This window comes from Castellaniella defragrans, assembly GCF_014203015.1.
GTDB lineage: Bacteria > Pseudomonadota > Gammaproteobacteria > Burkholderiales > Burkholderiaceae_B > Castellaniella > Castellaniella defragrans.
Genome location: NZ_JACHIB010000028.1, coordinates 1 through 21361 on the forward strand (window position 1 = coordinate 1; position 21361 = coordinate 21361).

The 21361-nt window shown below is 67.6% G+C and carries 23 protein-coding genes; 13 read left to right on the plus strand and 10 right to left on the minus strand.

The genetic code is table 11. The annotated features are described in order from the left end of the window. Positions 1 to 91: 91 nt before the first annotated feature. The 5 genes from HNR28_RS17535 to HNR28_RS17555 all read right to left on the minus strand — a co-directional run bounded on the left by HNR28_RS17535 (position 92) and on the right by HNR28_RS17555 (position 5053). Complete coding sequence (locus HNR28_RS17535; protein WP_151025244.1) at positions 92 to 1165, minus strand: sulfate/molybdate ABC transporter ATP-binding protein; 1074 nt, start codon at positions 1163 to 1165, stop codon at positions 92 to 94. After that, positions 1162 to 2049, minus strand: a complete 888-nt coding sequence (gene cysW, locus HNR28_RS17540; RefSeq protein ID WP_151025243.1) for a sulfate ABC transporter permease subunit CysW — start codon at positions 2047 to 2049, stop codon at positions 1162 to 1164. The genes HNR28_RS17535 and cysW overlap by 4 nt, the downstream gene beginning before the upstream one ends. Before the next feature lie 84 nt (positions 2050 to 2133). Continuing rightward, a complete protein-coding gene (cysT, locus tag HNR28_RS17545; protein WP_151025242.1) occupies positions 2134 to 2994 on the minus strand; it encodes a sulfate ABC transporter permease subunit CysT in 861 nt (286 codons plus the stop codon). A gap of 12 nt (positions 2995 to 3006) precedes the next feature. Then, positions 3007 to 4017, minus strand: coding sequence for a sulfate ABC transporter substrate-binding protein (locus HNR28_RS17550; RefSeq protein WP_151025241.1), 1011 nt, complete (start codon positions 4015 to 4017; stop codon positions 3007 to 3009). Between the two features lie 199 nt (positions 4018 to 4216). After that, positions 4217 to 5053 (minus strand): RsiV family protein, encoded by an 837-nt coding sequence (locus HNR28_RS17555; RefSeq protein WP_244978343.1) that lies wholly within the window; start codon positions 5051 to 5053, stop codon positions 4217 to 4219. A gap of 123 nt (positions 5054 to 5176) precedes the next feature. Between HNR28_RS17555 and arsC (HNR28_RS17560) the strand changes: the two genes are divergently transcribed. Both arsC (HNR28_RS17560) and HNR28_RS17565 read left to right on the plus strand, forming a co-directional pair. Further along, on the plus strand, positions 5177 to 5521 hold the full coding sequence (arsC, locus tag HNR28_RS17560; RefSeq protein ID WP_043682554.1) for an arsenate reductase (glutaredoxin): 345 nt from the start codon (positions 5177 to 5179) through the stop codon (positions 5519 to 5521). 83 nt (positions 5522 to 5604) lie between these two features. Continuing rightward, a complete protein-coding gene (locus HNR28_RS17565) occupies positions 5605 to 6387 on the plus strand; it encodes a bestrophin-like domain (RefSeq protein WP_158386267.1) in 783 nt (260 codons plus the stop codon). Between the two features lie 80 nt (positions 6388 to 6467). On the opposite strand, the gene HNR28_RS17570 is transcribed toward HNR28_RS17565, so the two are convergent. Further along, positions 6468 to 7727, minus strand: a complete 1260-nt coding sequence (locus HNR28_RS17570; protein WP_151025240.1) for an NAD(P)/FAD-dependent oxidoreductase — start codon at positions 7725 to 7727, stop codon at positions 6468 to 6470. A gap of 432 nt (positions 7728 to 8159) precedes the next feature. Continuing rightward, positions 8160 to 10028 (minus strand): methyl-accepting chemotaxis protein, encoded by a 1869-nt coding sequence (locus HNR28_RS17575; protein WP_148304937.1) that lies wholly within the window; start codon positions 10026 to 10028, stop codon positions 8160 to 8162. A 187-nt stretch (positions 10029 to 10215) separates the two neighbouring features. Here HNR28_RS17575 and HNR28_RS17580 point away from each other — a divergent pair, with 187 nt between their 5' ends. Together HNR28_RS17580 and HNR28_RS17585 are read left to right on the plus strand one after the other, a co-directional pair. Beyond that, a complete protein-coding gene (locus tag HNR28_RS17580; RefSeq protein ID WP_151025239.1) occupies positions 10216 to 10512 on the plus strand; it encodes an acylphosphatase in 297 nt (98 codons plus the stop codon). Between the two features lie 133 nt (positions 10513 to 10645). Next, positions 10646 to 11074, plus strand: a complete 429-nt coding sequence (locus HNR28_RS17585) for a DUF411 domain-containing protein (protein ID WP_151025238.1) — start codon at positions 10646 to 10648, stop codon at positions 11072 to 11074. A gap of 52 nt (positions 11075 to 11126) precedes the next feature. Here HNR28_RS17585 and HNR28_RS18740 read toward each other — a convergent pair whose 3' ends face one another. After that, positions 11127 to 12515, minus strand: coding sequence for an OmpA family protein (locus tag HNR28_RS18740; protein WP_184143080.1), 1389 nt, complete (start codon positions 12513 to 12515; stop codon positions 11127 to 11129). Then, on the minus strand, positions 12512 to 13327 hold the full coding sequence (locus tag HNR28_RS17595) for a motility protein A (protein WP_043686722.1): 816 nt from the start codon (positions 13325 to 13327) through the stop codon (positions 12512 to 12514). Before HNR28_RS17595 ends, HNR28_RS18740 begins: the two co-directional genes overlap by 4 nt. A 151-nt stretch (positions 13328 to 13478) precedes the next feature. On the opposite strand from HNR28_RS17595, the gene HNR28_RS17600 reads away from it, so the two are divergent. The 9 genes from HNR28_RS17600 to HNR28_RS17640 all read left to right on the plus strand — a co-directional run bounded on the left by HNR28_RS17600 (position 13479) and on the right by HNR28_RS17640 (position 20870). After that, positions 13479 to 14387, plus strand: coding sequence for a LysR family transcriptional regulator (locus HNR28_RS17600; RefSeq protein WP_151025234.1), 909 nt, complete (start codon positions 13479 to 13481; stop codon positions 14385 to 14387). 114 nt (positions 14388 to 14501) lie between these two features. Continuing rightward, the gene (locus HNR28_RS17605) at positions 14502 to 15890 is read left to right on the plus strand and encodes an 8-oxoguanine deaminase (protein WP_151025233.1); all 1389 of its coding nucleotides are present in this window, start codon (positions 14502 to 14504) and stop codon (positions 15888 to 15890) included. Between the two features lie 556 nt (positions 15891 to 16446). Next, a complete protein-coding gene (locus HNR28_RS17610; RefSeq protein WP_151025232.1) occupies positions 16447 to 16785 on the plus strand; it encodes an ArsR/SmtB family transcription factor in 339 nt (112 codons plus the stop codon). 12 nt (positions 16786 to 16797) lie between these two features. Continuing rightward, positions 16798 to 17235 carry an ArsI/CadI family heavy metal resistance metalloenzyme gene (locus HNR28_RS17615; RefSeq protein WP_151025231.1) on the plus strand — a complete coding sequence of 146 codons (438 nt, stop codon included), beginning with the start codon at positions 16798 to 16800 and terminating at the stop codon, positions 17233 to 17235. A gap of 13 nt (positions 17236 to 17248) precedes the next feature. Beyond that, positions 17249 to 18349, plus strand: a complete 1101-nt coding sequence (arsB, locus tag HNR28_RS17620; RefSeq protein ID WP_151025230.1) for an ACR3 family arsenite efflux transporter — start codon at positions 17249 to 17251, stop codon at positions 18347 to 18349. Further along, the gene (gene arsC / locus HNR28_RS17625; protein WP_151025229.1) at positions 18346 to 18768 is read left to right on the plus strand and encodes an arsenate reductase (glutaredoxin); all 423 of its coding nucleotides are present in this window, start codon (positions 18346 to 18348) and stop codon (positions 18766 to 18768) included. Before arsB ends, arsC (HNR28_RS17625) begins: the two co-directional genes overlap by 4 nt. Positions 18769 to 18862: 94 nt before the next feature. Continuing rightward, complete coding sequence (locus HNR28_RS17630; protein WP_244978344.1) at positions 18863 to 19807, plus strand: thioredoxin family protein; 945 nt, start codon at positions 18863 to 18865, stop codon at positions 19805 to 19807. After that, complete coding sequence (locus HNR28_RS17635) at positions 19807 to 20316, plus strand: protein-disulfide reductase DsbD family protein (RefSeq protein ID WP_151025228.1); 510 nt, start codon at positions 19807 to 19809, stop codon at positions 20314 to 20316. The genes HNR28_RS17630 and HNR28_RS17635 overlap by 1 nt, the downstream gene beginning before the upstream one ends. 119 nt (positions 20317 to 20435) lie before the next feature. Beyond that, entirely contained in the window at positions 20436 to 20870 is a 435-nt protein-coding gene (locus HNR28_RS17640) for a DUF411 domain-containing protein (RefSeq protein WP_151025227.1), read from the plus strand. Between the two features lie 37 nt (positions 20871 to 20907). Here the strand turns inward: HNR28_RS17640 and HNR28_RS17645 are convergent, their stop codons facing one another. Continuing rightward, complete coding sequence (locus HNR28_RS17645) at positions 20908 to 21339, minus strand: c-type cytochrome (protein WP_151025236.1); 432 nt, start codon at positions 21337 to 21339, stop codon at positions 20908 to 20910. Between the last annotated feature and the right edge of the window lie 22 nt (positions 21340 to 21361).

A 21361-nucleotide genomic window follows, 5' to 3' on the forward strand; every position in this document is an offset into this window, starting at 1 on the left:
TCCACACACCGCTGATCCCTACTGCTTCATCGCCGGGGCAGCCTGCGCACCCAAAAATCGCTTCAGCAGGTTTGCTGAAGAAATCTTCGGGCTAGTTCAGGAACACCCGCGCCTGGCGCGGCCGGGCGATGAAGCGGCGGTGGCCCTGCGCCCGGATCCGGTCGAACTCGGGGCTGGGCATGACCACCTCGATGATCTCCTGGGTGTCCTCGCGGCGTAGTTCCAGCTGCGCCAGCGGCCCGAAGGCGTGCGCCCGCTGCAGGTTCACCAGCAGGCCACGCCCGGCGGGCGGCTGGTCGGCCGCCGGCAGCGGCTCGATCTGGATGTCGTGCGGCCGGACGTAGGCCGTCCCCGGCGCGTCGGCCGCGCCTTCCAGGCCCGGCATGTCCAGGGCCGCGCCGCCGGTGTGCAGCCGCCCGTCGCGCACCCGGCCGTGGAACAGGTTCACGTGCCCCAGGAAGCCATAGACGAAGGCGGTCTCGGGCGCGTCGTATACCGCCTGCGGCGCGCCCCGCTGCTCGACCCGGCCCTTGTTCATGATGACGATCTCGTCGGCGACCTCCAGGGCCTCCTCCTGGTCGTGCGTGACGAACAGGCTGGTCATGTGCAGTTCGTCGTGCAGGCGGCGCAGCCAGCGCCGCAGTTCCTTGCGGACCTTGGCGTCGAGCGCGCCGAAGGGTTCGTCCAGCAGCAGCACGCGCGGCTCCACCGCCAGGGCGCGCGCCAGGGCGATGCGCTGGCGCTGGCCGCCCGACAGCGCCGCCGGCCGGCGGTCGGCCAGCCAGTCCAGCTGCACCAGCTCCAGCAGCCCCATGACCTTCTCGCGGATCCGGCGCTCGTCCGGGCGCTGCGCGCGCGGCTTGACGCGCAGTCCGAAGGCGACGTTCTCGAACACCGTCATGTGCTTGAAGAGCGCATAGTGCTGGAACACGAAGCCGACCTGGCGCTGGCGCACGTGCGTATGGGACGCGTCCTGCCCCTCCAGCAGGACCTGGCCCCCGTCGGGATGCTCCAGCCCGGCGATGATGCGCAGCAGCGTGGTCTTGCCGCAGCCCGAGGGCCCCAGCAGCGCGGTCAGCCGGCCGTCCGGAAAGGCCAGGGACACGTCGTCCAGCGCCGTGAACGCGCCGAACCGCTTGTGGATGTGGCGGACTTCGATGCTCATGAGGGATGCTCCGATGGGTTGCGGGCGGCCTGGGCGCGCAAGTGCCATTCCGCCAGGGATTTCAGGGCCAGCGTCAGCAACGCCAGCAATGCCAGCAGCGAGGCCACCGAGAAGGCAGCCGCGAAGTTGTATTCGTTGTAAAGGATCTCCACGTGCAGCGGCAGCGTGTTGGTCAGGCCGCGGATGTGGCCGGACACCACCGACACGGCGCCGAATTCGCCCATGGCGCGCGCGTTGCACAGGATCACGCCGTAGAACAGCCCCCAGCGGATGTTGGGCAGCGTGACGTGCCAGAAGACGCGCCAGCCCGAGGCGCCCAGCACGATGGCGGCTTCTTCCTCCTCGCAGCCCTGCGACTGCATCAGCGGGATCAGCTCGCGCGCGACGAAGGGCACGGTGACGAAGACCGTGGCCAGCACGATGCCCGGCACGGCGAACAGGATCTGGATGTCGTGCGCCTGCAGCCAGGGGCCGAACCAGCCCTGGGCGCCGAACATCAGCACGTAGATCAGGCCGGCGATCACGGGGGACACGGAAAAGGGCAGGTCGATCAGGGTGATCAGCAGGTTCTTGCCGCGGAACTCGAAGCGGGTGACGGCCCAGGCGGCGCAGACGCCGAACACCAGGTTCAGCGGCACGGCGATCCCGGCCGCGATCAGCGTCAGGCGGATGGCCGCGCGCGCGTCGGGCTCGGTGACCGCGGCCACGCAGGCCTCCCAGCCCTTGCTCAGGGCCTCGTGGAAGACCGCCGCCAGCGGGATGAAGAGGAACAGGAACAGGAAGGCGAATGCCGTCCCCATCAGCGCCAGGCGGACGAGCCGGCCTTCGGCGGCCGGCCGCGCGGCGGCGGCCTGGGGGAGCGAATCGAGAGCGATGGAGGTCATGGAATCGGACGGTTCATGCGGTTGGATGCGGGCGTGGACTCATGCGCGCGGCTGTGGATGCGTGGATGGGGGGCCGGGCGGGCCCTAGCCGGCCTCGCCGGTCGAGCGCCGCCGCACCCAGGCCTGCAGCAGGTTGATGGCCAGCAGCAGCAGGAAGGAAATCCCCAGCATCACCACGGCGATGGCCGTGGCGCCCGCGTAGTCGTACTGCTCCAGCTTGGTGACGATCAGCAGCGGCGCGATTTCTGAGACCATCGGCATGTTGCCGGCGATGAAGATCACCGAGCCGTATTCGCCGGCCGCGCGCGCGAAGGCCAGGGCGAAGCCCGTCAGCAGGGCGGGCAGGATCGCGGGAAACACCACGCGGACGAAGACCTGCGCGCGCGAGGCGCCCAGGCTGCTGGCGGCTTCCTCGTATTCGGGGGCCATGTCCTCCAGCACCGGCTGGACGGTGCGCACCACGAAGGGCAGGCCGATGAAGACGAGCGCCACCACCACGCCCAGCGGCTTGAAGGCCACCTGGATGCCCAGCGGCGCCAGCAGCCCGCCCAGCCAGCCGTTGGGCGCGTACAGCGCGGTCAGGGCGATCCCGGCCACGGCCGTGGGCAGGGCGAAGGGCAGGTCCACCAGGGCGTCGATCAGCCGCTTGCCGGGAAACCGGTAGCGCGCCAGCACCCAGGCGACGATGCCGCCGAACACCGCGTTCACGGCCGCCGCCAGCAGCGCCGCGCCGAAGCTCAGGCGGTACGAGGCCAGCACCCGGGGCGCGGTGACCGCCTTCCAGAAGGCCTCCCCGCTCAGGGTCGAGGCCGTCAGGAACGCGGCCGACAGCGGCAGCAGGACCACCAGGCACAGATAGGTCAGCGTTAGGCCCAGCGTCAGGTTGCGCCCGGGCAGGACCCGGTGCGCGATGGGGGCGTGCGGCGCGAGCGTCGTGAGGGACATGGCTCCGCCGCCTTATTGCGCGTTCGGCTGGTAGATCTGGTCGAACACGCCGCCGTCCGAGAAGTGCGTCTTCTGCGCCTCGGTCCAGTCCGGCGCCACATCCGTGATCCTGAACAGCGACAGGTGCGGGAACTGCCCCGCGTGGCGCTCGGCGACCGCCTTCAGCGTGGGCCGGTAGTGGTTCTTCGCCGCGATCTCCTGACCGGCCTCGGTGTACAGGTAGTCCAGGTAGGCCCGGGCCACATCGCGCGTGCCGCGCGCGTCGACGACCTTGTCTACCACCGCCACGGGCGGCTCGGCCAGGATGCTGACCGAGGGCACGACGATGTCCACCTTGCCGGGGCCCAGTTCCTCGATGGCGAGAAAGGCCTCGTTTTCCCAGGCGAGCAGCACGTCGCCGATGCCGCGCTCGACGAAGGTCGTGGTGGCGCCCCGCGCGCCCGAATCCAGCACCGGCACCTGGCGGTAGAGCTTGCCGACGAACTCGCGCGCCTTGGCCTCGTCGCCGCCGGGCTGGCGCAGGGCGTAGCCCCAGGCCGCCAGGTAGTTCCAGCGCGCGCCGCCGGAGGTCTTGGGGTTGGGGGTGATGACCTGCACGCCCGGCTTGATCAGGTCGTCCCAGTCGTGGATGCCCTTGGGGTTGCCCTTGCGCACCAGGAAGACGATGGTGGAGGTGTAGGGTGCGCTGTTCAGCGGCAGCTGCCGCTGCCAGTCCTTGCGGATCGCGCCGCGCTCGGCGATAGCGTCGATGTCCGGCGCCAGCGCCAGGGTCACCACGTCGGCCTTCAGGCCGTCGATCACCGAACGCGCCTGCTTGCCCGAGCCGCCGTGCGACTGGCGGATCGTGACGTGGTCGCCGGTCCTGTCCTGCCAGTACCGGGCGAAGGCCTGGTTGTAGGCCTGGTACAGCTCCCGCGTGGGATCGTAGGACACGTTCAGCAGCGTGACGTCGGCGGCGTGCGCGGCGCCCGCCAGGCTCAGGGCGGCGGCCAGGGGTAGCAGGAAGCGGAAGGAGGATGGCATGGAAAGGAGCCTCGTGATGCGGGGGATCGAGGCATCAGGTTAAGGCGTTCCTTTCCGGGACAGAACGAATCGTTTTGTCCAACGATATGAACACCGCGCATTATGCAGCGGTGCTATATGCGTATGCGGGCGTATGCGGGCGCGGCGGCCCGCGGGCGGCGCGCGGCGGGAAGGGGGAGGGCGCGGCCCCCCCTCGGGGCTACGTGCGCGGCGGCAGGAACTGCGGCCGCAGGACGCCCCGCAGGTGCTCGTAGGGGATCAGCAGTTCCGGCTGCCCCCAGGCGTAGGGGGCGATCTCGTAGGGCTGGTACTTGACCAGCACGCCCAGGTCGGTCAGCCCCACGTTGTCGCTGGGCGCGAAGGGCCACATGCGGTCGAAAGTGTCCCGGTTGTCGATGGCGTCGGCATGCTGGTCCAGCCAGCGCGCATGCTCGGCGCGCAGCGCCGCGTCGAAGGCCGGGCGGGCGCCCGGCGCCAGCAGGTTGTCGATCGTCAGGGCCTTTTCCGCCGCATTGTCCCAGTTCAGCAGCTGCGAACCCGTCATGCCGTGGGCCATGCCGGTGCGGTACTGGGCCGCGTCCAGTTCGACCACGGTGAGGCGCTCGTTGCGGTAGCGCGTGCGCGCCGTCAACTGGACCTCGTCGCGGGATTCGGCGGTCTTCCAGTAGTAGGCCTCGAAACCGGCCAGGGTATCGTAGGGCGCGGCGTTTTGCGCATCGACCCAGGTCATGGCGGCCAGGGCGTGGTCGACCAGCTCGGTGAGGCGGGGATGCCCCGGGAAGGCCAGGGAATCGACCGTCAGCTTCGGACATTCGCCCTGGCAGCCCGGCCGTTCGCGCGACCATTTCACAGGCTGCGTGAACAGGCCGTCCTGGCGCGTCTGCTGGTCCAGCCGGGCCGGCACCAGGCTGAGGTTGTCCTGCGGCCCGCCGGCGCAGCCGGCCAGCGCCAGGGCCAATGCCAGCGCCGCGATCGGCAGGGCGGGGCGCGGGGAAAGCGGCGGACGGGTGTCGGACGGCGGAAGCATCGGCAGCATCGGCATGGGCATCGTGGGCGGGGTGGCGCGCGGTGTGGTGGATCGGGGGCCGCACGGGTGATTCCGGACGGCCGGATCGGGGAGGATCGTGGATAATGGGGGCTTTCCACCCCGGGAATCCGCATGATCAGAATCTACCACAACCCGCGCTGCAGCACGTCGCGCAAGGCGCTGGAAACGCTCCAGGCCACGGGGCGCCCCGTCGAAGTGGTCGAATACCTGCACCACCTGCCGCCGCGCGACGCGCTGCGCGAGCTGATCCGGGCGGCGGGCCTGACGGTGCGCGAAGCCCTGCGCGCCAAGGAACCGGCCTACGAGTCCCTGGGGCTGGCGGATCCGGCACTGACGGACGAACAGCTGCTCGACGCCATCGAACGGCACCCCGTCCTGCTGAACCGGCCCTTCGTCGTCACGGACAAGGGCACGCGCCTGTGCCGGCCCTTCGACACGATCCAGGAAATCCTCTGACCCGCGTCTTCATCCTTTCCTGACGTCCGCTCATCATGACCCCGGCGGGCCGATGCCCGCCGACACCCAGCGAGGGCCTCGCCGTGTTCGACTTCATGTATGACCTGCCCGAATGGGCGATGTTCGTCTCCTGCGTGCTGCTGGTGGGCGGCCTCTCGGCCGCGGCCCTGGCGCTGATGTATGCTCTGCGCCGCCTGTGGCCGCCCGGCTCGCACGGGCCCAACATGGTCAACACCATGCTCTCGGGCATCCTGCTGCCCACCGGGATGGTGATCACCTTCGTGGCGGCCGACATCTGGCAGCAGGACGCCAAGGGCCGCACGGCGGTGGAAAAGGAAGCCGTCGCCGTGGCCGATACGATGCGCGTCGTCAAGTTCCTGCCGGCCGATCTGCGCGAACAGGTCACGGGCGTGCTCGACGATTACATCCGCGAAGTCGTCGAGAACGAATGGCCGCTGATGGGCGAGGGCCGGGCCAGCCAGATCGCCGAGGATCAGCTGGAGACCCTGATGGTCATCTCGGTGCGGATCGAGGCCGGCACCGACGGGCTCGGCGTGCAACGCGCCGCCGAGGCATTGCGGCGCTATACGATGGCCATCGAAAAAGCGCGCAACCAGCGCCTGCTGGTCTCGCACAGCCGGGTGATGCCGACGAAATGGATCGCGGTGCTGGTGCTGCTGTTCGTCGCCGCCTGCGTGCTGAGCGAACTGCACATGACCCAGCGCAGGCCGCTGATCCTGTCCCTGACGCTGTTTTCCCTGGGCTTCGGCGCCACGCTCTACCTGATCGCCTCGTTCGACCGGCCCTTCACGGGCACCACCATCATCGAGCCGACCTCGCTGTCCGTGCTGCTGGTGCGGGGGTAGGGGCGCCTGATCCCTGGATGAATGAAAACGCCCCGGGCCGCCGCATGCGCAGCGGCCCGGGGCGCATCGGCGGGCATGCGTCAGGGCTGGACCGAGGGCACGCCGGCCGGGAAGCTGCGCGTGCGGTGCGTCACCGGCAGGCCGCGGCCCTTCAGCAGGATGTTCCAGTAGAACCAGGGCATGAAGCTGCGCTTGAGCCACCAGTAGAAGCGGCGCGGGATGCGCGGATCGAAGGGGAAGCTGGGCGTGATCGTGCCGCCGTAGGTGAATTCGGCCAGCAGGACCTTGCCGCGCGAGGTCGTCAGCGGGCAGGCGGCGTAGCCGTCGTAGCTTTCGACGTTGCCGGCGCCGCGCAGGACGCTCAGCAGGTTGAGCGTCAGCACCGGGGCCTGGCTCTTGATGGCGGCGGCCGTCTTGCTGTTGGGCGTGGACGTGCAGTCACCCAGGCCGAACACGTTGGGGTAGCGCGTGTGGCGCAGCGTGTTCTTGTCCACCTCCAGCCAGCCGTTGGCGTCGGCCAGCGGGCTGCTGCGGATGAAATCGGGCGCGCTCTGCGGCGGCACGACGTGCAGCAGGTCGTAGTGGACTTCCTCGCGCACCTTCTCGCCGTCCACCACCGACTCGAAGACGGCGATCTTTTCCGCGCCGCGCACCTGGACCAGGTTCTGGCCGTAGTGCGGTTGGGCGCCGTAGGAGGCCATGACCTTGTCCAGCGCCTGGGCGTAGAAGGGCACGCCGAAGACCGTGGCGCCGGCCGAGCGGAACTGCAGGCTGTCGGCCTTCACGCCGCGGCGGCGGAAATGGTCGGCCGCCAGGTACAGGGCCTTCTGCGGGGCGCCCGGGCATTTCACCGCGCCGGCCGGCTGGGTGAAGATCGCCGTGCCGCCCTGGAACTGGCGCACCAGCTCCCAGGTGTAGGGCGCGAGGTCGTAGCGGTAGTTGCTGGTCACGCTGTTCTTGCCCAGGGCGTCGGCCAGGCCTTCGATGGCGTTCCAGTTGATCTGGATGCCGGCGGCCACCACCAGGTAGTCGTAGCCCACGCGGCTGCCGTCGGCCAGTTCCACCAGGCGCTCGTCGGGCAGCAGGGCGGTCACGCGCTGCGCGATGTGGCGCACGCCGTCGGGCAGGCAGTCGTGCAGGGAACGGCGGGTGTCCTCGGCCTTGTAGGCGCCGCCGCCCACCAGGGTCCAGGCGGGCTGGTAGTCGTGGTGGCTGGACGGATCGATGACGGCGATGTCCAGGCCGGGCTCCTGGCGCCGGAGCTGGGCGGCGACGGTGGTCCCGCCCGTACCGGCGCCGACGATCACCACGGTGTGTTTGCGGATGGATGCGTTGCTCATGAGGGCCTCGAATGGGTCGGATGGAGCCTGGGGCGGGGCGCCCGACGGCAAAATAGGCCCCCACGCAGCGCCTTCGGCTTGCGGCCCCCCGGAGGGAGCGCTTTCTGCCTTGGAGCGGCCCGGCGGCACGATGCAACCATTCTAGGAGCCGGCCCTCCGGGGGAGAACGACCGATGGGCTATGTCTTTATGACCGTCGCAGCAGGAAACCCGATGATGCTCATGGGTATTCGGTCGAGGACGAGGAATCAAGCCGAGATCGGGACCAGACCCGGGCAAAGTCGGGACGGGACAGGAGGCAGTTCGAGGGCGCGCGGGCGAACCGCGACGCGCGCCGCCGCGGGCGGCGCGCGGCGGGCGTGAGGCAATGTGGAACACGGGCGAGCCTCCCGATGGAAGGGCCCGCCCGCGGCCGCGGCCCGCCGGCCCGCGTTCAGGCGTGCGGAGCGGGCAGGGCGGCGGGCCCGTCCGCCGACGGATCGAGCTTGAAGCCGGCCACCGCCTGGGCCAGGATCCGCGCCTGGTCGCGCAGGCTGTCGGCGGCGGCGGCCGATTCCTGGACCAGCGCGGCGTTCTGCTGCGTCATGCCGTCGAGCTGCTGCACGGCGATCTCGATCTGGCTGATGCCCAGGCTCTGCTCGCTGGTGGCGACCTTGATCTCGCTGATGATGTCCGTGACGCGCTGGACCTCGGACACGATCTTGTCCATGGCGGCGCCCGCCTGGCGGACCTGCTCGCCGCCATGCGCGACCTGGGACACGTTGGTGTCGATCAGGGCCTTGATCTCGCGCGCCGACTGGGCGCTGCGCTGGGCGAGCGAACGGACTTCGGAGGCCACCACGGCGAAGCCGGCGCCGTGCTCGCCGGCGCGGGCGGCCTCGACCGCGGCGTTGAGCGCCAGGATGTTGGTCTGGAAGGCGATGGAGTCGATCACGCCGATGATGTCGCCGATGCGGGACGCATTTTCGTTCATGCCCTGCATGGTCTCGACCACGCGGTGCATCAGTTCGCCGCCCTCGCGCGCGGCGGCGCGCGCGCTTTCGGCCAGCTGCACGGCGGCATTGCCCGAATCGGCGGTCTGCTTGACGGTGCTGGACAGCTCTTCCATGGAGCTGGAGGTTTCCTGCAGGCTGGCGGCGGCGCCTTCGGTGCGGCGCGCCAGGTCCGTGTTGCCGGCGGCGATCTCGTCCGAGGCCAGGTGCACGGAATCCGTGGTCTGGCGGATGCTGCGCAGCGTGCCGGCGATCTTGTCGACGAACTGGTTGAACGAGGCCCCGACCTGGGCCAGTTCGTCGTGGCCCGACTGGTCCAGGCGCCGGGTCAGGTCACCCTCGCCGGAGGCGATGTTCTGCAGGGCGTCCTTCAGCATGCCCAGGCGGCGCAGCAGGGCGCGGGTGAGGAGCGCCAGGGCCAGCGCCGCCAGCGCGATCATGACGATGCCGGTGAGGATGGCCTGCAGGCGCATCTGGCGCACCCCCGCCAGGATGTCGCCCTGGTCCAGAGCGATCGCCAGCATCCAGTCGGTGCCCTGGATGCGGTGGGCGCTCAGCCAGTACCGGCCGGCGGCGTTTTCGGCTTCCGCGAGCTCGCCGGGCTGGTCCGCCAGGCGCTGGAGCCGGGGGATGTCGTAGCCGGCGAAGACCTCGGTCGCCGGCTTGAGCGACAGCTGCGCGTCGGGGTGGGCGATGATCTTGCCGTCGCCGGAAACCAGATAGGCGAAGCTGTGCTCGGTGGGGCGCAGCGCGCGCGTGCTGGCGACGATGTCGTCCAGGCCGATGTCGGCCGCGATGACGGCACGGGTCTTGCCGTTTTCCTGCACGGGCACCGACACGCTGACCACCAGGCCGTTGGTGGCCGCGTCCAGGTAGGGCGAGGTCAGGACCGGCTTGCCGGCCTGCGCCGCCAGCGTGTACCAGGGCCGGCTGGTGGGATCGTAGCCGTCCGGCAGCTTGAGCACCTGGCCGAACTTCATCTTCTTGTCCGCGGAGCCGATGTAGGTGGCCATGAAATGCCCGGAATGCAGCGCCTGCAGCAGGAAGGGCTCGGGCGCGTCCGTCAGCGCCACCGGCTGCACCGATGCCAGGATCGCGACCTTGCTGCGCGCCCAGCTTTCGATTTCGCGGGCATTGCTGTTGATCAGGCTTTCCGTCTGCGCCGAGACGAGGTCCCTGACGGCGGTCTGGGCGGAATACAGATTGGCGGCGGCGAGCAGGCCCATGGCGACGGCGACGGTGGCCGCGGAAGCCAGGACCAGCTTGGCCCGGATGGATAAGGAGCGGATGCCCATGGGATCGGAGTCCAAGTGAAAGAATCGATGCCGGCGTGCGGCCGGTCGGAAAAAAGAGCGCGGAAAGAGCGCGGAAAGGCGGCGCGTCTTTCCGGAAACATCCGGCGAAAGACCTTTTCGGCGTGTTTCGGTTACAGTTTAATGCTCAAGCGTTGCCTTGCGTCTTGGCTGAAACCCCGATTGCTTTCCGACTTGCGATCGTATGAAATCCTTACCTGACCAACACCAGCTCGAAACCCTGACGGTCCTCGTCGAAGGCCGCGTCCAGGGCGTCGGCTTCCGCGCCGCCACCGTCCGCCAGGCGCACCAGCTCAAGCTCGGCGGCTGGGTGCGCAATCTGCCCGACGGCCGGGTGGAAGCCCTGATCCAGGGCGAGCACGCCGCCGTCGACCGCATGCTGTCCTGGCTGCTTCAGGGGCCGCCCGCGGCCCGGGTGACCGGCGTGACGCACACCGAAACCCCGACGGAACGCCACTACGATCGCTTCGAGCAGATCTGAGCCGGCGCGATCGGGCGCGACTGAACCAAACGGGTTTTTCACGCTCCAACCCATGGCCCGCCAGTCCCGGCGGACCCGACTTGCCAGGCTCATGTCCAGAGCCGGTTCATCTTCCGAATATCCTGAGGTACGCATGCAACGATTCTTCGCCTTCGGCCTGCTGGCCGCCGCCCTGGGGGCCTCCCTGTCCGTCCACGCCCAGGCGGGCGAGGCGGTCACCGTCTACCAGGACCCGAACTGCGGCTGCTGCCACGGCTGGGCCGAGCACATGCGCGCCGAAGGCTTCGACGTGCGCGAAGTGCCTTCGAGCGACATGGCGGCGGTCAAGGCCCGCCTGGGCGTGCCGATGGAGCTGGCGTCCTGCCACACGGCGCGGCTGGAATCGAGCGGCCAGGTGGTCGAGGGCCACGTGCCGGCCTCGGCCGTGCGCAAGCTGCTGGCCTCGAAGGACACGCGCGGCGCCGCGGCGCCCGGCATGCCGCTGAATTCGCCCGGCATGGGGCCCATGGACGGCAATCTGGTCACGCTGGACTTCGACGGCAGGCCGTTCTCGCGCGATTGAACGCGCCGCGCCCGCGCGCCGGCGGCCCTGGGCCGCCAGGCCAGGGCCTGCCTCAGCGCGTGGCCGTTCCGGGTGCGGGATGCGTGCCGGCGGGCCCGGCTTCGCTGCGGTCCTCGTGCGGCCTTTCCACCACCAGTTCCACCCGGCGGTTGCGCGCGCGCCCGTCGGCCGAGCGGTTGTCGGCGATCGGCCGGGCATCCGCGTAGCCCACCGCCTTCAGGTGTCCCTTGGCGATGCCGTTGGCCTGCAGATAGCGCACCACGCTGCCGGCCCGGGCGCTGGACAGTTCCCAATTGGACGGATAGCGGGCGTTGCTGCGCACCGGCACCGAATCCGTATGGCCCTCGACCGTGATGTCGTAGCCGGCGTCCGACAGCACCTTGGCCATGCGCTGCAGCACCGACAGGCCGGCGCGGCTGAGATCCGCCTGGCCCGTGTCGAACAGGATCTCGCTGTTGATGCGGAAGCTGATGGAGCGCCGGTTGACGATCACTTCGACGTCATGGCCCAGTTCGCCCAGCGGCAGGGAGGCCGCCAGGGCGGCACCTTCGGACGATTCCGCGGGCTCGGGCTCCCGCGCGGACGCCGCGCGATCCCCGTTTGCGGGGGCGGGCGCCGGGGAGGGCGGAGCCGCCGGGGCGGCCTGCGGGCCGGATGGGGCCGGAGCCGCCGGGGCGGCCGGGGCGGCCGGCGCCGAGGGCGCCGCAGCGGCGGCATCCGGTTCTCCGGTGCCGGTGCCGGCGGCCGGGGCTGCGGGCGCGGCATCCTGCGAAACCGGCGCGGGCGGCGCCGGCGGGCCGACGAAGTCGGCGTGCGGCCGGGGGCCCGGCACGGAGCCGGGTTCGGCCCCAGACTCCGAGGCAGGCGCCGGGGCGGCTGCGGAATCCGCCTGCGGGCCGGGCCGGACGGCGGGCGCTTCCACTGCGGGTGCGGGTGCCGGTGCGGCCGCCACGCCGGTGCCGGCGACTCCCGTGTCGATATCCGGGAAAGTCCCGAACAGGGGCGAGCGCTCGGGCTCGGCCGGGGGCGGCGGGGCGAACAGAAGTTCGGCGGCCGGCGCGGCCGGGTAGGGGAATGCCTCGTCCGGCGCGGGGATCGGCGCCAGCGCCACGGAAGCCGCCGGCGGCGCGGACGCGGCCGGCGAGGCCGCCTGGATGGTCGCGCCCGGCGCGGGGGCGCGCTTGCCGATGGAACCCGAAAACGCCAGCATCACGATCATGGCGACCAGCATCAGGGTCATCATGTCCAGGTAGGTGATGAACCAGAGCTCGTCCTGGGAGGCCTCGGCGGCCTGCGGCTCCAGGCTCCAGCGCGCGGACGGGTCCGAGCGCTTGCGGTTGCGCCGCAGCGCCTGCCGGGCTTCCCGCAACTCGGCCTCCAGGCCCCGCATGCGCTGGGCGATGGCCTCGGCCGGGCTCGGTTCGCCGGGCACGCGCCTCATGACGGCTCCGGCTCCTTGTTCCGAAGGGCGGCGGCCGGCTCCAGGTCGCGGATCTCATCGCGGATTTCCGCGATGAAGGCCTTCAGCGTTTCCCGCATCAGGGCCGGGCTGCGCTTCTGGCTCATCATGGCGATGCCCTGCATCAGGGTGTTCATGAGGATCAGGCGCTGTTCCGTGCGGCGCTCCAGCTTGACCGCCACGGGCTTGAACACCAGGTTGGCCAGCAGCACGCCGTAGAAGGTCGTCATCAGGGCCAGGGCCATCTGCCGGCCGATGGCGGTGATGTCGCCGTCGCCCAGCAGGAACAGCAGGTTGACCAGGCCCACCAGGGTGCCCAGCATGCCGAAGGCCGGCGCGAACCCCGCCATGACGCGGAACAGCTGGGCCTCGGCGTGCTCCTTGGCCTTCATCCGCGCGATGCGCCATTGCAGCAGGTCGAGGATGTCCTGTTCCGGCACGTTGTCGATCACGAACTGCACGCCGTTGCGCAGGAAGGGGCTGGATACCCGCTGCAGCGCCTGCTCGACGGCATGGATGTCGCTCTGCATCCAGATGCGGGCGATTTCGACCAGGTCTTCCAGGTCCTTGTCCACGTCCAGGCGCTCGCGGTGGACGACGCTGCGGATCAGCCCGAAGATGCGCATGACCTCGCGCAGGGGATAGGCGATGAAGGTGGCCGCCGCCGTCCCGATCAGCACGATGCCCAGGCCCGGCCAGTCGACGAACAGGCCCGGGTCCTCGGCGGACAGGAACAGGACGATGGCCAGCAGCAGGATGCTGGCGACGATGCCGATCAGGGTGGACGGATTCATGCCGGTGCGCGAATGAAAAAACAGGGCCATCTTACCTGAAGGCGGCGCCGCCGGACGGCGGGGAAGGGGAGGCGCATCGCTACAATGCGGCCATCCCCACCTGTGCGCCCGGAGCCCGCCCGGGCGCGCGCCACCGGAGTTTTCCCCCATCATGCATGCCAGGGTCCTGCGCTATCTCGACGAAGTGGTCCGCCGCGGATCGATCCGGAAGGCGGCGGAATACCTGCACATCGCGCCCACCGCCGTGAACCGGCAGATACTCGACCTGGAAAGCGAACTGGGCGCCCCTCTGTTTGACCGCATCCACAAGCGCCTGCGCCTGACGCCGCTGGGAGAGATGGTGCTGGCGCACGTGCGCCGGACGCTGGGCGAATACGACGTCCTGCGCGAACGGATCGAGGAATTCAAGGGCGCGCGCCGCGGCCAGGTGTCCATCGCGGTCACGGCGGGCCTGGCCGGCGCCTTGATGCCGTCCCTGGCGCATGCGTTCCGGCAGCGGTTCCCCGGCATCACCGTCCGGATACTGGACCTGCCGGTCACGGAGATCACCGCCGCCGTGGAGCGGGGCGACGCCGACCTGGGCCTGGGCTACGACCTGGCCGACGCGCCGTCCCTGCGCGTGCGGGCGGCGAGCGACTGGCGCATCGGCGTCGTCACACCGCCCGGGCATCCCCTGTCGGAACACGCTTCCGTGCTGTTGAGCGAATGCGTGGAATATCCGCTGATCCTGCCGGCCGCGCCTCTGTCGATCCGCGCCATCCTGGACGATGCATTCGTGCGCAATACGCTGGAAGTCACGCCCGCTGCCGAATCGACATCGATGGCCCTGATCCAGCAGATGGTGATGCAGGGCGATGGCATCGCCTTGCTCAACCCCCTGGACGTGATGGAAGAACGGAGCCGCCAAGCCTTGATGTTCATTCCGCTGCGCGACCGGAACATACGACCGCAGACGCTGGCGCTCATCGAACGCGCCGGGCGCCAGCCCGATGCGGCGGCGGACTTGATGGCGCAGAGCATCGAGGCGGCTCTGGCGCAGCTCTATCCGCAGATCGGCTGATCCGGGCCTGATGTCCACTTTTTGTGGACGGTCATCGCTGAATTCTGATCTTGGATCGGGTCATCGAAGTCCCTTAGACTGGCGTCCATCCCGACTTCCGCAGCGAGACCCGCCATGCCGTTCCTGATTGCCCTTCACGCCGACGTCCTGGTCACCATGGACGCGCAGCGGCGCGAAATCCCCGATGGCGCCCTGGTGGCCGAAGGGCCGGCCGTGAAATGGGTGGGCCCCACGAACGAATTGCCGGAATCCTACCGGCGGGCGCTCGACAGCGGCGCCGCGCAGCGCCTCGACATGCGCGGCCACGTGGTCGTGCCGGGCCTAGTCAATACCCATCACCACATGTACCAGTCCCTGACGCGCGCCGTGCCGGCCGCGCAGGACGCCGAGCTGTTCTCCTGGCTGGGCAATCTGTACATGCTCTGGTCGCACCTGACGCCGGAAATGATCCGCGTGTCCACCCGCACCGCGATGGCCGAACTGATGCTGTCGGGCTGCACGACCACCAGCGATCACCTGTACCTGTATCCCAACGGCGCGACGCTGGATGATTCCATCGCCGCCGCACAGGAAATGGGCATGCGCTTCCACGCCGCGCGCGGTTCGATGAGCGTGGGCCGCAGCAAGGGCGGCCTGCCGCCGGACACGGTGGTCGAGGAAGAGGCGGCCATCCTGCGCGACAGCCAGCGGCTCATCGAAAAATATCACGACGATCGCCGCCATTCGATGCTGCGCATCGCGCTGGCGCCGTGCTCGCCGTTCTCGGTCTCGCGCGAGCTGATGCGCGAATCGGCGCGGATGGCGCGGCACTACGGCGTGTCGCTGCACACGCACCTGGCCGAAAACGAGAACGACGTCGCCTATTCGCGGGAAAAATTCGGGCTCACCCCGGCGCAGTACGCCGAGGAACTCGGCTGGGTGGGGCACGACGTGTGGCACGCCCACTGCGTCAAGCTCGATCCCGAAGGAATCGCGCTGTTCGCGCGCACCGGCACCGGCGTCGCCCATTGCCCGTGCTCGAACATGCGCCTGGCCTCGGGCATCGCGCCGGTGCGGGCGATGCGCGACGCGGGCGTGCCGGTCGGCCTGGGGGTGGACGGCAGCGCGTCGAACGACGGCGCCCATCTGCTGGGCGAGGCGCGCCAGGCCATGCTGCTGCAGCGGGTCGGCCACGGGCCGGCCGCGATGAGCGCGCGCGAAGCGCTGGAAATCGCCACGCTGGGCGGGGCGCGCGTGCTGAACCGCGACGACATCGGCGCGCTGGCGCCCGGCATGTCCGCCGACTTCGTGGCCTTCGACATGACGGCCGCCGGCTATGCCGGCGCCGGCCACGACCCGGTGGCCGCGCTGGTCTTCTGCACGCCGGGCCACGTCGCCACCAGCGTCATCGACGGGCGCGTGGTGGTGCGCGACGGCCATCTGCTGACCGCCGACCTGCCCAACGTGCTGGCCCGGCACCGGCAGCTCGCGCACGATCTCTTCCTGCGCGCGAGCGGCGGCTGAACCGCCATATCCCGCGCCGCATTCCGCACCGGGCATGCCGCCGGCCCGAACCCGATCAGGCCGGCTCGACGGTTTCGCCCGAAAGACTCGCTCGAAAGACTTGCTCCACATCTCCGGCCGTCAGGATCCGGACGGCGCTGTCCCCTCCCAGTAATTCGCATAATGTATATTATGTAAAGTCAACGATTACGCTTCCTGGCCTTGGGGTCTTCCTGGACGTTCATTCAAATAAAACTGTGCGTAATCGTCAATTAAATTTCAGCAGGAGGAGCTGTCTCCCCCTTGGTGCCGTTCCCTGAGTGTTTGACATCGGACGGCTTCGTTGTACGCACCGGCAAACTGTCAGAGCACCAAGGCAGTGAGCAACGCTTTGCTATACCCGCAGTCCAGCCAGCGCGATCGCATTCCAGTCGGGCGGATCGTCGAAGTCGTATCGCTGACTTGCGGATACACGAGGCGTGGGCAACTACCTTGCAAGCCAAGCCTTTCAGGCGAACAGGCTTGATTTAACAAGGTCATTCCACCATTAATTCAATAATTGTTGTATTATTAAACAATGAACGAAGCCCAAACTGTTTCCGCCCTTAGCGCCTTGGCCCATGCCCAGCGCCTGCGCGTGTTCCGCGCCTTGGTCATCGCCGGTCCCGAAGGGTTGACGCCCAGCGTCATGGCTGAGCAACTCGATGTGGCCCGTAGCGCGCTGTCCTTCCACCTGAAGGAATTGACCCATGCCAGTCTCATCACGGTTGAGCAGCAGGGCCGCAACCTGATCTACCGCGCCGACTTCTCGCAGATGAATGGGCTGCTCGGCTACCTGACTGAGCACTGCTGCCGGGGCGCCGTCTGCGAAGTCACTACATCCCCCGATTTCTCCCGCTCCTGCACTTCCTGCTGAAAGGACTTCGCCATGAAACGCTTCCATGTCCACCTGCACGTCGATGACCTGAACCGCAGCATCGGCTTCTATTCGCAGCTGTTCGCCGCACAGCCGGCCCGCGTCGAAACCGATTATGCGAAATGGATGCTCGAAGACCCGCCGGTGAACTTCGCCATCTCCACGCGTGGCAGCAAGCCAGGCATCGACCACCTGGGCATCCAGACCGACGATGCCCAGGAACTGGCCGTGCTCAAGACCCGTGCCGAAGCGGCCGACATGACGCTGCTGGATGAGGGCGCCACGACCTGTTGCTATGCGCGCAGCGAGAAGCACTGGGTCACCGACCCGCAGGGCGTAGCCTGGGAGCATTTCCACACGCTGGGCAATATCCCGGTCTTCAACGAAGCGCAGCACCCCGCACCCGCCTCGGCGTGCTGCTCGGGCTCCTCCCGAACACCCTGCTGCTGACGCGAAGTCACTCATGCCTCAAGCCACCACGGCCGGCCGCGTGTCAGCCACCCCCGACATGAGCGTCTTCGAGCGATTCCTGACCGTCTGGGTGCTGCTGTGCATCGTCGCCGGCATTTCCCTGGGCCAATTCGCACCCGGCGTGTTCCAGGCCATCGGCCGTATGGAGATTGCTCAGGTTAATTTGCCCGTTGGCCTGTTGATCTGGGTCATGATCATTCCGATGCTGCTCAAGGTTGACTTCGGCGCCCTGGGCCAGGTCAGGCAGCATTGGCGTGGCATCGGCGTGACGCTGTTCGTGAACTGGGCGGTCAAGCCGTTCTCGATGGCGCTGTTGGCGTGGATCTTCATCCGTCAGGTCTTCGCGCAGTGGCTCCCCGCCGATCAGCTCGACAGCTATGTTGCCGGCCTGATCCTGCTCGCCGCCGCGCCCTGCACGGCGATGGTCTTTGTCTGGAGCCGACTGACCGGGGGCGATCCGGTGTTCACGCTGTCGCAGGTGGCCTTGAATGACACCATCATGGTGTTCGCCTTCGCACCCATCGTCGGCCTGCTGCTGGGCCTGTCGGCTATTACGGTACCGTGGGACACGCTACTGGTGTCCGTGGCGCTCTATATCGTCGTGCCGGTGATCCTTGCACAGTTCTGGCGCCGCGCATTGCTGCGCCGAGGCCGGGCCGCGTTCGAGGCCGCGCTGGCGCGCATCGGCCCGCTGTCCATCGCGGCGCTGCTGCTCACGCTGGTGCTGTTGTTCGCCTTTCAGGGACAGGCAATCCTGCAACAGCCGCTGGTGATCGCCATGCTGGCGGCGCCGATCCTGATCCAGGTGTTCTTCAACTCCGGGCTAGCATACTGGCTCAACCGCCGGCTGGGCGAGCGACACAACATCGCCTGCCCCTCGGCGCTAATCGGCGCGAGCAACTTCTTCGAACTGGCCGTGGCCGCCGCCATTAGCCTGTTCGGCTTCCAGTCTGGCGCTGCGCTGGCTACCGTGGTCGGTGTGCTAATTGAGGTGCCCGTGATGCTGCTGGTTGTGCGCGTGGTCAACCGCTCTCGCGACTGGTACGAGTGCAACCCGAACCCCCCTCACCCGATAACTAGGACATCTCAATGAGCGTCATCACGATCTATCACAACCCTGCCTGTGGCACTTCGCGCAACGTGCTCGCCATGATCCGCAACAGTGGCGAGGAACCCACGGTCATTGAGTACCTGAAGACTCCGCCCGACCGTACCACACTGGTCAAGCTACTGGCCGATGCCGGCCTGAGCGTACGCGACGTACTGCGCGAGAAGGGGACGCCCTTTGCGGAACTCGATCTGGGCGACTCCAAATGGACCGATGACCAGTTGCTCGATTTCATCGAACAACACCCCATCCTGATAAACCGGCCCATCGTCGTCACACCACTGGGAACGCGCCTGTGCCGCCCCTCGGAAGCCGTGCTGGACATCCTGCCGCAACCGCAGCGCGGCGCCTTCAGCAAGGAAGACGGCGAGGCGGTCGTGGATGCCAAGGGCCACAGGGTCTGATCATGTTTCCAGTGGTCACTTAGCAATTCGGATCGATGCTAGACCATGCTTAAGTACTCTGATGCTTTCGGGATGGTGATTTTATTAGAGGGCTATGCTTCTCCACGGACGGTACGGCTTTTCTATCCCCTTTGCTCACGGAACGACTTGTACGGCGCGCCTTTCCCTGCATCAGCAGTTCCATCTGGCACTGGTGACGCTGCGCGGCAGGCGCCTGTTTGAGCCGTTCTCCGGACTGGTCAGTGCGCTACTTTCCACTCCCTGCACCGGGCCGCTGCTGGGGGGCGTACTAGTATTTGCGCTGACGCAGCCACTGGTCAATATTCTCGTCATTTTCGTGGCGATCGGGCTAGGGCTGGCCGCACCTTACGTCGTCCTCATCCTGCGCCCGAGCCTGCTTAAGCGTCTGCCACGTGCCGGGGCTTGGACAACAGTCATCCAACACAGTTTTGGCTGGCTGCTGTTGGCAGCGGCGCTCTTTTACGCGCAGAGCGTGTTGCCCGCCGCATGGGGTACGCCGCTTTGGATCGCCCTCCTGGTTGCTGTGCTTGGTTGGGTGACGATCACACTCTGGCGAGCCACAGAGCGCAGTGCCCGCACCGCAGCCCTATTCGTGGGTGCTACGGCTGCAGTGCTGGGCTACTTCGGGTCGGGGCTTGGCCAGTCGGCAGAAACCGTCATCGCCTGGCAGCCGCTGCGTGTCGCCGATGTCGCGGCCCTGTCCACACTCGGGCGCCCCGCCCTAGTGGAATTTACGGCGGATTGGTGCATCAACTGCAAGGTACTTGAAAAAACGGTCTACCAAGATCGTGAGGTCGTCTCTGCCTTGAAGCGCACCGGAACCATCCCCCTGCAGGTTGACCTCACCCGTCCGGACCCGGCCCTCGAACACCTGCTTGCCCTACATGGCGGCGTGGGCTTGCCTTTTGCCGTCGTACTCGATCACAAGGGACGTGAAGTGCAAACGCTCTCGGGCCTATTCACCAGCACCAGCCTCGTTCAGGCACTGAATAAAACCGCAACACAGGAGGACTCGTGATGAATCGCCAATCCCGATACCGATTGGGGGCGCTTGCTGCTGTCGTCATTCTTGCAGGCGCTGCAACCCTTATCTCAAACAAATTCTTGATATCCACCGATTCGCCCGCTGACGGCACGGCGGCCTACACGGAATTTGCCAATTCAGCCAGCCATGTCAAGGCATCGCTTGCCAGAACGGGAAAGGACAGCGTCATCACGTTGCACATCGGCCGCGACTGGCATGTCAATGCCAATCCGGCCTCTTTGGGTAATCTGATTCCATCCACCGTACTCATTGATCGCAATGGGGAAGAACGCACGGTACAGGCCAACTATCCAGCTGGCGTCAGTAGTGGGATCACCATCGACGACACCGATATTCTGGTCTACGAGGACGGCACCCGCATTCCGGTGGATCAACTCACCATCGAAGCAGGCGACCGCCTTGTCGTACGGGTTCAGGCCTGCAACGACCTGGGCATCTGCCTTGCCCCCGCAGTAATTCCGGTGAACGAAGAACCTGCCTGAACGCAAAGCCCGCACCGTACCCAGAAGACCGGAATCATATCCAACAAGCATACGGGTCACATACAACGTCCAACAACTTTCAACCGTAATCCAAGTCACCTCAAGAGGAGCATTTCATCATGCATGCAGTCAAGAAACTGGCACTGGGCCTGGCGCTCGGTCTTCCACTTTCGGTCTTCGCAGCCAGCATCCCGGTCAAGATGTACAAAAACCCCAACTGTGGCTGCTGCGACCGATGGGCCGCCCACATGGAAGCCAATGGCTTTACAGTGGAGACCGTCAACACGTCCGACCTCGCCGCCATCAAGGCAAAGTACGATATACCTGCGAATCTCGCAGGCTGCCACACGGCATTGATTGATGGTTACGTCGTGGAAGGTCTGGTGCCGGCCAAATATGTCAAACAGATGCTTTCAGAGCATATGGTGGGCCAAGGGCTGTCGCTTCCCGGCATGCCCGTGGGAGCACCCGGCATGCCTGGCGAAAAGACGACGGCGCTGACTGTCTACACGCTCGGACCAGGTACCGCGCCCCAGGCATATGCAAGCTTCTAGACCCTGCACTGCAGAAGTGACCAAGCACCCAGCGGCGTCATTGCCGCTGCTGCTGTTCGGTCACTTCTTTTTGCATGCGCAGAACATCGGACGGCCAGGTGCTCTTGATGTAGGCTAGCACCGCGACAATCTGTTCATCGGTCAGCATGCTGCCGAACGCCGGCATGTCGCTCTGATAGCCGGGCGGCGCGGTGCGCCCCGCCACCAGGCCGTTTTTTACCAAGTCGAACAACACCGCATCCGGGTGGTGCCAGGTGTGTCCGGCCTTGTCGTGCGGCGGCGCGGGCAGCCGCCCGTTGGCAAGCCGCTCGCGCCAGTTTGGCTGACCCTGCAGCATAGCGCCATGGCAAGCCGCGCAGCTGTTGGTGTAAATGGCCTGGCCTTGTACAACTAGACCCTCATCCGTAGGGTCGATCAACGTCGGGTGTGGCGCGCGTACGGCAAAATACCAGAAGGCTGCGATGCCCATGCCGGCGATGCCGATCACAGCC

Excerpts from the sequence above, each read along its gene's own strand:
- HNR28_RS17535 (WP_151025244.1), bottom strand. The coding sequence starts at position 1,165 with ATGAGCATCGAAGTCCGCCACATCCACAAGCGGTTCGGCGCGTTCACG.
- cysW (WP_151025243.1), bottom strand. The coding sequence starts at position 2,049 with ATGACCTCCATCGCTCTCGATTCGCTCCCCCAGGCCGCCGCCGCGCGG.
- cysT (WP_151025242.1), bottom strand. The coding sequence starts at position 2,994 with ATGTCCCTCACGACGCTCGCGCCGCACGCCCCCATCGCGCACCGGGTC.
- HNR28_RS17550 (WP_151025241.1), bottom strand. The coding sequence starts at position 4,017 with ATGCCATCCTCCTTCCGCTTCCTGCTACCCCTGGCCGCCGCCCTGAGC.
- HNR28_RS17555 (WP_244978343.1), bottom strand. The coding sequence starts at position 5,053 with ATGCTGCCGATGCTTCCGCCGTCCGACACCCGTCCGCCGCTTTCCCCG.
- arsC (WP_043682554.1), top strand. The coding sequence starts at position 5,177 with ATGATCAGAATCTACCACAACCCGCGCTGCAGCACGTCGCGCAAGGCG.
- HNR28_RS17570 (WP_151025240.1), bottom strand. The coding sequence starts at position 7,727 with ATGAGCAACGCATCCATCCGCAAACACACCGTGGTGATCGTCGGCGCC.
- HNR28_RS17580 (WP_151025239.1), top strand. The coding sequence starts at position 10,216 with ATGAAATCCTTACCTGACCAACACCAGCTCGAAACCCTGACGGTCCTC.
- HNR28_RS17585 (WP_151025238.1), top strand. The coding sequence starts at position 10,646 with ATGCAACGATTCTTCGCCTTCGGCCTGCTGGCCGCCGCCCTGGGGGCC.
- HNR28_RS18740 (WP_184143080.1), bottom strand. The coding sequence starts at position 12,515 with ATGAGGCGCGTGCCCGGCGAACCGAGCCCGGCCGAGGCCATCGCCCAG.
- HNR28_RS17595 (WP_043686722.1), bottom strand. The coding sequence starts at position 13,327 with ATGAATCCGTCCACCCTGATCGGCATCGTCGCCAGCATCCTGCTGCTG.
- HNR28_RS17600 (WP_151025234.1), top strand. The coding sequence starts at position 13,479 with ATGCATGCCAGGGTCCTGCGCTATCTCGACGAAGTGGTCCGCCGCGGA.
- HNR28_RS17605 (WP_151025233.1), top strand. The coding sequence starts at position 14,502 with ATGCCGTTCCTGATTGCCCTTCACGCCGACGTCCTGGTCACCATGGAC.
- HNR28_RS17610 (WP_151025232.1), top strand. The coding sequence starts at position 16,447 with ATGAACGAAGCCCAAACTGTTTCCGCCCTTAGCGCCTTGGCCCATGCC.
- HNR28_RS17615 (WP_151025231.1), top strand. The coding sequence starts at position 16,798 with ATGAAACGCTTCCATGTCCACCTGCACGTCGATGACCTGAACCGCAGC.
- arsB (WP_151025230.1), top strand. The coding sequence starts at position 17,249 with ATGCCTCAAGCCACCACGGCCGGCCGCGTGTCAGCCACCCCCGACATG.
- arsC (WP_151025229.1), top strand. The coding sequence starts at position 18,346 with ATGAGCGTCATCACGATCTATCACAACCCTGCCTGTGGCACTTCGCGC.
- HNR28_RS17630 (WP_244978344.1), top strand. The coding sequence starts at position 18,863 with ATGCTTCTCCACGGACGGTACGGCTTTTCTATCCCCTTTGCTCACGGA.
- HNR28_RS17635 (WP_151025228.1), top strand. The coding sequence starts at position 19,807 with ATGAATCGCCAATCCCGATACCGATTGGGGGCGCTTGCTGCTGTCGTC.
- HNR28_RS17640 (WP_151025227.1), top strand. The coding sequence starts at position 20,436 with ATGCATGCAGTCAAGAAACTGGCACTGGGCCTGGCGCTCGGTCTTCCA.
- HNR28_RS17645 (WP_151025236.1), bottom strand. The coding sequence starts at position 21,339 with ATGGGCATCGCAGCCTTCTGGTATTTTGCCGTACGCGCGCCACACCCG.